The organism is Cellulomonas algicola (assembly GCF_003851725.1).
GTDB lineage: Bacteria > Actinomycetota > Actinomycetes > Actinomycetales > Cellulomonadaceae > Cellulomonas > Cellulomonas algicola.
The window spans coordinates 1-10418 of record NZ_BHYL01000199.1 but is presented as its reverse complement, the minus strand read 5'-3'; the positions used below and the strand labels follow the sequence as shown (position 1 = coordinate 10418).

Sequence of the window (10418 nt, the reverse complement as noted above, 5' to 3'; positions counted from 1 at the left end):
GGCGCACCCCCGGGCCGGCGCCGGGCCCGCGGCCGCCCGACCCGAGGCGTCGGGCGGCGGCGACGTACGGTGGACGACATGACCACCAGCACCTCGTCGCCGTCCCCTGCCCAGCGTCCGGACCGCACCGTCGCGATCACCGGCGGCTACGTCGTGCCGGTGTCGGGGCCGCCGGTCGAGGGCGGCACGGTGCACGTGGTCGACGGCCGGATCGCCGCGGTCGGCGCGGACGTCGAGGTGCCCGAGGGGACGCGCGTGATCGACGCGACCGGGCGCTGGGTCCTGCCCGGGTTCATCGACGGGCACGCGCACGTCGGCCTCCACGAGGAGGGCGAGGGAACCGCCGGCAACGACACCAACGAGATGGTCACGCCCAACACCGCAGGCGTCCGGGCGGTCGACGCCGTGAACATCGAGGACGAGGGGTTCCGCGACGCCCTCGTCGGCGGCATCACGGCGGTCGTCGTGAAGCCCGGTTCGGGCAACCCGATCGGCGGCCAGTCGGTCGCGATGAAGACGTGGGGCGGCCGCACGGTCGACGAGCAGGTGATCTCGGCGTCGGTGAGCGTGAAGTCGGCGCTGGGGGAGAACCCGAAGCGCGTGTACGGCGAGCGCAAGCAGCTCCCGTCGACGCGCCTCGGCACGGCGCTGGTCATCCGCGAGGCGTTCACGAAGGCCCGGCACTACGCGGCCGCGCGGGCCGCGGCGGCGACCAAGGGCGAGCCGTTCGCCGCCGACCTCGCGCTCGAGACCCTGGCGCGCGTGCTCGACGGCGAGCTCGTGTGGGACCAGCACACGCACCGGCACGACGACATCGCGACCGCGCTGCGCCTCGCGGACGAGTTCGGCTACCGGCTGGTCGTGAACCACGGCACCGAGGCGCACAAGATCGCCGACGTGCTCGCGGAGCGCGACGTGCCGGTGATCTTCGGCCCCATGTTCACGAGCCGCTCCAAGGTCGAGCTGCGCGACCGCGCGATCGAGAACCTCGCGGCCATCGCGGCCGCGGGCGTGCGCGTCGCGATCACGACCGACCACCCTGTCGTGCCGATCAACTTCCTCGTGCACCAGGCGACGCTCGCGGTCAAGGAGGGCCTGCCGCGGCAGACCGCGCTCGAGGCGCTCACGACGAACCCCGCGTCGTTCTTCGGGCTCGACGGCCGCGTCGGCGCGCTCGAGCCGGGCCGCGACGGCGACGTGGTCGTGTGGTCGGGCGACCCGCTCGACGTGCACGCCCGCGCGGAGCACGTGCTCATCGACGGCCGCACGGTCTACACGTGGGACGAGGCCGCGCACCGGGGCCGCGTCGTCGAGCGCGCGGAGCGCTTCGCCCGCTGACCGCGGCGACGCCCGCCGGCACGGCCCCGCCTGCGTCGGGCGGGTGACGACGGACCGTCGACGACCGACGGCACCGTCCCGGGAGCGTGGGACGGTGCCGTCGGTGGTGCGGGACGTCAGGCGGGACCGGTCACCGGTCCGCGCCGGGACGGCTCAGCGGTAGGTGATCGACGAAGTCGAGTACCCGCACGCCGCGGACGGCCCGGACGAGACCTTGCTCGGCTCGCCCGAGGTCACCCCCTTGTACTCCTCGCAGATCGCGATCTTCTTCGACGAGTCGTTGATGATCGTGACGCCGCTGATCGTCGCCTTGTCGCCCAGGTTGGAGTTGATCCCGACCAGCGACTTGCCGGGCGCGGTCACCTGCACGTTCTGCACCACGACCGTGCGGGCGTACTGCTTGGAGCAGTTGCCGCACGAGCGGTAGAGCTTGCCGAAGTCGGAGACCTGGACGTTCTTGATGACGAACGTGCCGGGGCCGTTGTGCTGGAAGACCTTGTCCGACGCCGAGCGCGCGCCGCCGCCGTTCACGGTCATGACCTGCGACGACGAGGTGCCCTTGAACGTCGCGGCGTCCTCCTCGACGTCCTCCCACCACACGTTCTCGAGCGTGCACGTGCCGGTGCAGTGGACACCGTCGCCCGCACCCGAGCCGAGGATGACGTTCTTGAGGACGGCACCGTCGGACAGCAGGAACATGGGCGGCTGCGACTCGCTCTGCCCGCCGGACGAGATGCCGTAGTAGCGGACGAGCCCGCCGTCGAGCGTGCCGCTCACGGAGATGGTCGACGAGACCTTCTTCTCGCCCGTCGCCGTCGGCCACGACGGGAACGAGCCGGGGTTGGACGTGGTCGTCGGCTTGGGGGTCGACGTCGCGGTCGCCGTGGGCTTCGGGGTGGACGTCGACGTGGCCGTCGGCTTGGGCGTCGACGTCGCGGTCGGCGTGCTGCCCGAGCCGACCTTCACCAGCTGCCACTGCTGGTGGTACGACTTGCCGTCGGTGAGCTGCACGACGGCCGCACCGGCGGACGTCGAGGCGCCGGCGATCGACACGACCTTGCCCGAGTTCCGGTTGACCAGGCGCACGTAGTCGCTCTGGTCGACGAGCGAGAACTGCTGCGACCAGCTGCTCTGGTCGGTCGCCTGCACGAGCGCGGCGCCGTCGGACGTGCTCGCGGACGCGACGGCCAGCACCTTGCCGGACGCGCGGTTGTGCAGCTCGTAGTAACCGCTGCCGACGGACACGAACTGCCACTGCTGCGAGGCCGCGTCCGTGCGGTTCGCGGTCACGGCCGCGGCACCGTCGGACGTCGAGGCGCCCTGCACGTCGACGACCTTGCCGCTCTTGCGGCTGACGAGCACGTACGTCGCGCTGCCGTCGGGCGTCGCCGCGGAGGCGGCGGGAGCGACGGCGAGGGCGGTCGCGGTGGCGAGCACGCCGGCGACGGCGAGTGCGACGGCCTGGCGGGCGCGGCGCGTGGGACGGGATGTCATGAACGACCTCCGATGGGGGAAAGCGGTTGCTGGGACACCCAACCACCGCAAATCGCCCAGCGGGAGCGCTATGAGACGTTTCTCATGGCTCTACCGGTCCAGACTTTCGATACCGCCCCCGACTGCGTCACGGGCTGTGCCGCGCCCACTTCCGGTGCCGTGCGCACCACTGCTGACCTGGGCAGATATCGCTCACCGTGCGCAGTGGGCGCCGCCCGGCGATCCGGACGGCGCCCACTGGGCAGACGGCGGGGTCAGCCCCGCAGCTCCAGGTACTTCGCGATGAGCGCCTTCGTCGACGGGTCCTGCGCGTCGAGCGCGGACGCGTCGCCCTCGACCGCGGGCGCGATCTCGAGCGCGAGCTTCTTGCCGAGCTCGACGCCCCACTGGTCGAACGAGTCGATGCCCCACACGACGCCCTGCACGAACGTGATGTGCTCGTACAGCGCGATGAGCTGACCCAGCACCGACGGCGTGAGCGACGGCGCGAGGATCGACGTCGTCGGCCGGTTCCCGGAGAACACGCGCGCGGGGACGATGTCCTCAGCGGTGCCCTCGGCGCGCACCTCGTCGGCGGTCTTGCCGAACGCGAGGGCTTTCGTCTGCGCGAAGAAGTTCGCGAGGAACAGCCCGTGCACGTCGGTCTCGCCGTCCTTGAGCGGGTGCGCGGGGTTCGCGACCGCGATGAAGTCCGACGGGATCAGGCGCGTGCCCTGGTGGATGAGCTGGTAGAACGCGTGCTGGCCGTTGGTGCCGGGCTCGCCCCAGAACACCTCGCCGGTCTGCGTCGACACCGGGGTGCCGTCCCAGCGGACCGACTTGCCGTTCGACTCCATCGTCAGCTGCTGCAGGTACGCCGGGAAGCGGTGCAGGTACTGCGCGTAGGGGAGGACCGCGTGCGTGTGCGCGCCGAGGAAGTTGACGTACCAGACGTTGAGCAGACCCATGAGGACGGGCACGTTCTGCGCGAAGGGCGTCGTCGCGACGTGGGTGTCGACGGCGTGGAAGCCCGCGAGGAAGTCGCGGAACGCGTCGGGGCCGATCGCGATCGCGAGCGACGTGCCGATCACGGAGTCGACCGAGTAGCGGCCGCCGACCCAGTCCCAGAACCCGAACGCGTTCGCGGGGTCGATGCCGAACGCTGCGACCTTGTCGAGCGCGGTCGACACCGCCACGAAGTGCTGCGCGACGGCTGCGTTGCGCGCCTCGTCGGTGTCCTCGGTGCCGAGCTCGCGCCACAGCCAGTCGCGCGCCAGTCGCGCGTTCGTCAGCGTCTCGAGCGTCCCGAACGTCTTCGACGCGACGATGAAGAGGGTCGTGCGCGGATCGAGGCCCTTGACCTTCTCGGCCAGGTCGGTCGGGTCGATGTTCGACACGAACCGCACCTCGAGGCCGTCCTGCACGTACGGCTTGAGCGCCTCGTACGCCATGACCGGGCCGAGGTCCGAGCCGCCGATGCCGATGTTGACGACCGTGCGCACCCGCTCGCCGGTGACGCCCGTCCACGCGCCCGACCGCACCCGGTCGGCGAACGCGGACATCTTCGTGAGCTCGGCCTGCACGTCCGCGTCGACGTCCTGCCCGTCGACGACCAGCGCGGGCGACGCACCCGCGGGCCGGCGCAGGGCCGTGTGCAGCACCGCGCGGTCCTCGGTGACGTTGATGTGGTCACCGCGGAGCTGCGCCTGCACCCGGTCGGCGAGCCCGACCTCCTCGGCGAGCCGCACGAGCAGCGCGAGCGTCTCGTCGGTCACGAGGTTCTTCGACAGGTCGACGTGCAGGTCGGCGAGCGGGAACGACAGGCGCTCCGCGCGGGCCGGGTCCGTGGCGAACCAGCCGCGCAGGTCGGCGTGCAGCTCGGCCTCGTGCGCGGACAGGTCCTGCCACGCGCTCGTGCTGGTGGCGTCGATGGGGTGCGAGGACACGGGTCTCCCTCTCGGAGCGGGTGATGGGTGCGCGACCGCGCTGGCCGTCCCAACCTAGCCCGGGCGGCGACCCGCCCGCACAGGACGTCCGTCGGTCCTCGCGCTGGTCCGACCGGGTACCGTCGCGGCCTCCGTCCGGGTGAGCGGGCCGTGCGGCCGGTGGGACGGCCGCGAGGGAACCAGACGGATCGGGCATGATCGCGGGATGCCTCGGACAACCCGGACCCTGCTGGCGCGCCGTCGTGCGACGCTCGCCGCTCTCCTCGTGCTCGCCGCCCCGCTGGCCGCCTGCACGGGCGGGTCGGACCCCGACCCGAGCCCGACGGCCGCGTCCCCGAGCGCGTCGGCGGACGCGGGCGGCACCGGCGGCGACGAGACGACCGTCGCGGAGGCGGAGGCGACGCTCCCGAAGGGCATCGGGACGGTCGACGTCGCGGTGCGCTCGCTCACCCTCGACGGCAACGGCTCGACGATGACGCTGCGCGTGGCCTTCACGCCGCACCTGGCGAACGCCGACGACGAGGTCTCGCTGTCGGAGATGAACGACTTCTTCTTCGTGCACCCGGTGCTCCTGGACCGGCAGAACCTCAAGCGCTACTCCGTGGTCGAGGGCGAGGGAGTCCAGGACTGGCTGACCAACGACGACGCCGTCACGCGCGACGGCGAGCCGCTGGAGTCGTGGTTCGTGTACGCGGCGCCCGAGGACGACATCGACGAGATCACGTTCACGATCGACGAGTGGTCGGTCGAGCTGCCCGCGATCCCGGTGGCGTCGTGAGCACGGTGCACCTCGCCGTCGCGGCGGCCCTCGCGCTCCCGCTGGTGGTCGTCCCCGCGGGGTACGTCGACCGGTCGGACGCCCCCGAGCCGTCGACGGCGAAGATCGAGAAGTCGATCGACCGCTACTCGACCGACGGGTCCGTCGAAGCCGTCGAGCCGCCCCAGCAGGAGGGCACCACGACGGTGCTGACGATCGGGTCGGACGTGCTGTTCGCGTTCGGCAGCGCCGACCTCGACCCCGCCGCGCTGGCCGCCGTCGAGCACCAGGCGCAGCAGGTGCCGCAGGGCGCCGAGGTGTCGGTCGTCGGGCACACCGACTCGCGCGGCGGCGACGCGATCAACCTGCCGCTGTCGAGCGCCCGCGCGGAGGCCGTCGCGGCGGTCCTGCGGTCGTCGCGGCCCGACCTCGTCCTCGCCGTCGGCGGTGCCGGGTCGAGCGAGCCGCTCGCGTCGGAGTACGCCGGCACGACGCCCGACCTGGAGGCGATGGCCCGCAACCGCCGCGTCGAGATGCGCTGGGCGACGGGCTGACGGCCCCTCCGGGCGTGCGACGTAGGGTGAGCCGGTGCACCGGATCCCCACCGCGCTGATCGCCGCGCTCACGCTCGTCGTCGGGTTCGCGGTCGCGCAGGCGACCGACGTGCGGGCGCTCGGCGGGGCGGTGCTCCTGGCCGGGGGCGCATGGTGCGCGGTGCGGTCGTGGCGCCCCGCCGGCCCGGTGCGGACCGTCGCGGTGCTCGTCGTCGCGGCTCTCTGCTTCGTCGTCTCGCACCTGCTCGCACCGCACCTCGGTGCCTGGCCGTCCGTCCTGCTCGTGGCCGTCGTCCTGGCTGCCGTGACCTGGACGCTCGTCGACCGCCCGGCGACGCCGCTGCGCGCGCGGTCCTGACCGCGGGGCGGTCCTGACCTCCGCACCGTCCTGCCCGCCGCGCCGTGCTGACGTTCGACGCCGTCAGCCCAGCGCGTCCGCGGACCAGCCGTTCGACGCCGTCAGCCGAGTGCGTCCCGGACCAGCGGCGCGACGCGCGTGCCGAGCAGCTCGATCGCGTGCATCGACTCGGCGTGCGGCACGCCCGACAGGTCCATCTGGAGCGCCTGCCGGTCGTGGTGCAGCACGCCGTGCAGCGCGACGATCCGCTCGGCGACCTCCTCGGGGTGCCCGACGAAGTAGGCGCCGCCGCGCGCGGCCTGCGACTCGAACGCGATCCGGTTGGGCTGCGCGAACCCGCGCTCGGACGCGATCCGGCGCAGGGAGTCGTGCCAGTACGGGTAGAAGAAGTCGCGCGCGGCGCGCGGGTCGTCGGCGACGAAGCCCATGCCGGCGACGGAGACGAACGGCTGCTCGGGGCGCCCGGGCCGCGTCGAGGCGGCGTAGGACTCGCGGTAGAGGTCGACGAGCGGCGCGAACGACGCGGGCTGGCCGCCGATGATCGCGTAGGAGACGGGCAGGCCGAGCGTGCCCGCGCGCGCCGACGAGCGAGGGTTGCCGCCGGTCGCGATCGCGAGGCGCAGGTGCGGGCCGAGCCCGGGCTTGTCGAGCGGGCGGGGCAGCACGAGGGCGTCGTCGAGCGGCGCGCGGAACCGGCCCGTCCAGGTGGTGCGCTCGGCCTCGTCGAGGCGCAGGAGGAGGCCGATCTTCTCGTCGAAGAGCGCGTCGTAGTCGTCGAGGGACGCGCCGAACAGCGGGTAGGACTCGATGAACGAGCCGCGTCCGGCGAGCAGCTCGACGCGGCCGCCGGAGTAGAGGTCCATGGTCGAGAACTGCTGGTGCACGCGGACGGGGTCCTCGGTGGACAGCACGGTGACGGCGGAGCCGACGGTGATCCGCGACGTCTGCGCGAGCGCGGCGGCGATCACGGTCGCGGGGGAGGAGATCGCGTAGTCGGGGCGGTGGTGCTCGCCGATGCCGACGTAGTCGAGGCCGACGTCCTCGGCCAGGCGGATGCGCTCGAGGATCTCCCGCAGCCGCTGCGCGGGGGAGACCGTCGCGCCAGACGTCGGGTCGGGGTGGATGTCGCCGAACGTGTACAGGCCGAGCTCCATGCGTCGTCCAACGTGGGACGGCGCCGCGGTGTTCCGATCAGCGGCCAGCACGATCGTGGCGTCGTCGCACGTCGGACGGTCTGGACACGCTCCCACCTCGGCAGATGTCGCCCGCGTGTCGCGCAGGACGACCGCGAGTCGGCCGTGTGAACGGTCGGTCACGATGTGGTCACGGTCACAGATGGACACTTGACCGAGATTAGTAAGGACGCTCTACTAACAAACGTGACGACGACCACCACGCCCGGCTCGGCAGCCGGCAGCGGGACCGCCCGGCCCGTCGGACGCGCGCTGCGTCCCACGGCCAAGGCGCTGCCCGAGCACGGTCGCGCGCACAACCGGTCGATGGTGCTCGCGCACCTCTTCCACGTCGGCCCGTCGTCGCGTGCCGACCTCGCGCGGAGCACGGGGCTCACCCGGGTCACCGTCTCGGGCCTCGTCGCGGAGCTCATCGCGGAGGGCCTCGTCGAGGAGCTCGGGGTCCGCGCCGAGGGCAAGGTGGGCAAGCCCGCGACGCTCGTCGGGATGCGCACCGAGGCGTACCAGGTCGTCGCCGTCGACCTGACCGACGACGCCCGCCTCCACGGCGCGGTCATGAACCTCGACGGCTCCGTCGTCGCCCGGCGCTCCGTGCCGCTCGACGGTCGCACGGGGGAGGACGCGGTCCAGCTGCTCGACGCGCTGTGCCGCGACCTGCTCGGTGCCGCGCAGCGGACCGTCATCGGCGTCGGCATCGCGTCGCCCGGTGTCATCGACCCCGCGGGCGTCGTCGTCCAGGCGCCCAACCGGGGCTGGTACGGCGTGCCGCTCGCCGCGCGCCTCACCGACTCGCTCGGCGTCCCCGTGCACGTCGCGAACGACGCCAACACGCGCGCGCTCGCCGAGTTCACGTACGGCGACGCGAGCGGCAAGGGCACGATCGTCGTGACCGTCGGGCAGGGCGTCGGCGCAGGCATCGTCGTCGACGGCGCCCTCGTGCTCGGGCGGCACCACGCCGCGGGCGAGATCGGCCACGTCACGGTCCTCGACGGCGACACCCCCGAGCGGCCCGCGCCGTGCGCGTGCGGCCGCGAGGGCTGCCTCGAGACCGTGCTCTCCGTCCCCGCGCTGCGCCGCCGCACCGCAGGACGCGACCCCCAGGACTCCGACGCCGAGCTGGCGTCGGTCGGACGGCTGCTGGGCATCGCCCTCGCACCCGTCGTCAGCGCGCTCGACCTCGCGGAGGTCCTGCTCTCCGGCCCCTCGGAGCTGCTGGACGGCCCTCTCCGCGAGTCGGCGCTCGCCACCCTCCGCACCCGCACCATGCCTGTCATCGGCGACGGGCTGGCGCTGCGGATGGGCTCACTCGACGAGGACGGGACCCTCGCCGGCGCGACGGTCCTCGTCCTGTCAGGTCAGCTCGGGGTCACGTGACGACCCCGAGCCGACCCGTTGCAGTCGGAATCACCACCCCGGCGACGCCGTTCGGCGCTCGCCTCGCTCACGGGAGGAACCCCAACGTGAAGATGCTACGTTTCGCGGCCGTCGGCGTGGCAGCCGCGCTCACCCTGACGGCGTGCAGCCAGGGTGACGGAGGCTCGGACGACGACGCGACCGGCAACGGCACCCCGGAGCCGGCCACGATCAAGCTGTGGCTCAACGGCACCGACACGGGTGACGCGCTCCGCGAGTACCTCGTGACGACGTTCGAGAAGGAGAACCCCGGCTCGAAGCTCGTCATCGAGGAGCAGGACTGGAGCGGCCTCGTGCCGCGCCTGCAGACCGCCCTCGCCTCCGAGGAGCAGACCCCGGACGTCGTCGAGATCGGCAACACCCAGTCCGCGACGTTCACCTACGCGGGCGCGTTCTCGGACATCAGCGACCTGTACACCGAGGTCGGCGACGCGAAGCTGCTCCAGGGCTTCGTCGACGCGGGCATGGTCGACGGCAAGAACTACGCCCTGCCGTACTACTCGGGCGCCCGTGCCGTGTTCTACAACAAGGACATGTTCGCGGCGGCCGGCGTCGAGGTGCCGACCACCCTCGCCGAGTTCAACGAGACCGCCAAGAAGCTGCAGTCCGACGCGGTCTCCGGCTTCTGGTTCCCCGGCCAGGACTGGTACAACGGCGCGACCTGGCTCTACACCGCGGGAGGCGACTTCGCGGTGCAGGACGGTGACCAGTGGAAGGGCGCGCTGTCCGACCCGAAGTCGGTCGAGGGTCTCGAGCAGGTCGCCGACCTGTTCGCGAACGCGACCAACGCGCCGGCCGACGCCGACTCGAACGAGCCGTGGGTCCCGTTCAACGCGGGCCAGGCCGCGATGTTCTCCGCGCCGACGTGGGCGCGCTGGAGCATCGACCTGCCGCAGTGCAACAAGGGCGTCGACCCCGACGACACCTCCGACGAGGCCAAGGCGCTGCGCGGTGAGCAGCAGGCCTGCAACGAGGAGCACACCGGCATCTTCGCGATGCCCGGCACCACCAAGGGCGAGTTCGCCACGGCCTTCGCGGGTGGTTCCAACATCGCGGTCGCCGCGAAGTCCAAGAACCAGGAGCTCGCGAAGAACCTCATCCGCATCATCTACTCGCCCGAGTTCCAGCAGATGCTCGGCCAGAACGGCCTCATCCCGGGCAACACCGAGTACACGTCGTCGATGGGTGACGACGTCTACGCCCAGGCCGCGGTCTCGGCCGCGATCAACGCCAAGCTGACGCCGGCCGCCGAGAAGTGGGCCGACGTCGAGGGCGACCGCATCCTGGAGGACTTCTTCCAGCAGATCGCCACGGGCACCCCCGTCGAGCAGGCCGCGGCAGACGCGGACAAGCTCCTCGAGGACACGCTCAACTGATCCACCGGCC

At 72.4% G+C, this 10418-nt stretch carries 9 protein-coding genes; 6 read left to right on the top strand and 3 right to left on the bottom strand.

Annotated elements, in window-relative coordinates; all coding sequences use genetic code 11:
• Positions 1-78 precede the first annotated feature (78 nt).
• A complete protein-coding gene (locus CTKZ_RS12955) occupies positions 79-1338 on the top strand; it encodes an amidohydrolase (RefSeq protein ID WP_124343338.1) in 1260 nt (419 codons plus the stop codon).
• Positions 1339-1491: 153 nt separating this feature from the next.
• On the opposite strand, the gene CTKZ_RS12950 is transcribed toward CTKZ_RS12955, so the two are convergent.
• Positions 1492-2832, bottom strand: a complete 1341-nt coding sequence (locus CTKZ_RS12950; RefSeq protein WP_124343337.1) for a pectate lyase — start codon at positions 2830-2832, stop codon at positions 1492-1494.
• 254 nt (positions 2833-3086) lie between these two features.
• Complete coding sequence (pgi, locus tag CTKZ_RS12945; RefSeq protein WP_124343336.1) at positions 3087-4757, bottom strand: glucose-6-phosphate isomerase; 1671 nt, start codon at positions 4755-4757, stop codon at positions 3087-3089.
• A 205-nt stretch (positions 4758-4962) separates the two neighbouring features.
• On the opposite strand from pgi, the gene CTKZ_RS21600 reads away from it, so the two are divergent.
• Genes CTKZ_RS21600 through CTKZ_RS12925 form a run of 3 tightly spaced genes read left to right on the top strand, consistent with a single transcriptional unit; the run spans position 4963 to position 6426 of the window.
• Positions 4963-5535, top strand: a complete 573-nt coding sequence (locus CTKZ_RS21600) for a hypothetical protein (RefSeq protein ID WP_160142897.1) — start codon at positions 4963-4965, stop codon at positions 5533-5535.
• Entirely contained in the window at positions 5532-6068 is a 537-nt protein-coding gene (locus tag CTKZ_RS12930; protein WP_124343333.1) for an OmpA family protein, read from the top strand. The genes CTKZ_RS21600 and CTKZ_RS12930 overlap by 4 nt, the downstream gene beginning before the upstream one ends.
• Before the next feature lie 34 nt (positions 6069-6102).
• Positions 6103-6426, top strand: a complete 324-nt coding sequence (locus tag CTKZ_RS12925; protein WP_124343332.1) for a hypothetical protein — start codon at positions 6103-6105, stop codon at positions 6424-6426.
• Positions 6427-6527: 101 nt separating this feature from the next.
• On the opposite strand, the gene CTKZ_RS12920 is transcribed toward CTKZ_RS12925, so the two are convergent.
• Positions 6528-7580 (bottom strand): LLM class flavin-dependent oxidoreductase, encoded by a 1053-nt coding sequence (locus CTKZ_RS12920; protein WP_124343331.1) that lies wholly within the window; start codon positions 7578-7580, stop codon positions 6528-6530.
• Positions 7581-7805: 225 nt separating this feature from the next.
• Here CTKZ_RS12920 and CTKZ_RS12915 point away from each other — a divergent pair, with 225 nt between their 5' ends.
• Together CTKZ_RS12915 and CTKZ_RS12910 are read left to right on the top strand one after the other, a co-directional pair.
• Complete coding sequence (locus CTKZ_RS12915; RefSeq protein WP_124343339.1) at positions 7806-8993, top strand: ROK family transcriptional regulator; 1188 nt, start codon at positions 7806-7808, stop codon at positions 8991-8993.
• Between the two features lie 92 nt (positions 8994-9085).
• Positions 9086-10408: an extracellular solute-binding protein gene (locus tag CTKZ_RS12910; protein WP_307720304.1), complete on the top strand. Its 1323-nt coding sequence runs from the start codon at positions 9086-9088 to the stop codon at positions 10406-10408.
• The last annotated feature ends 10 nt before the right edge of the window (positions 10409-10418 follow it).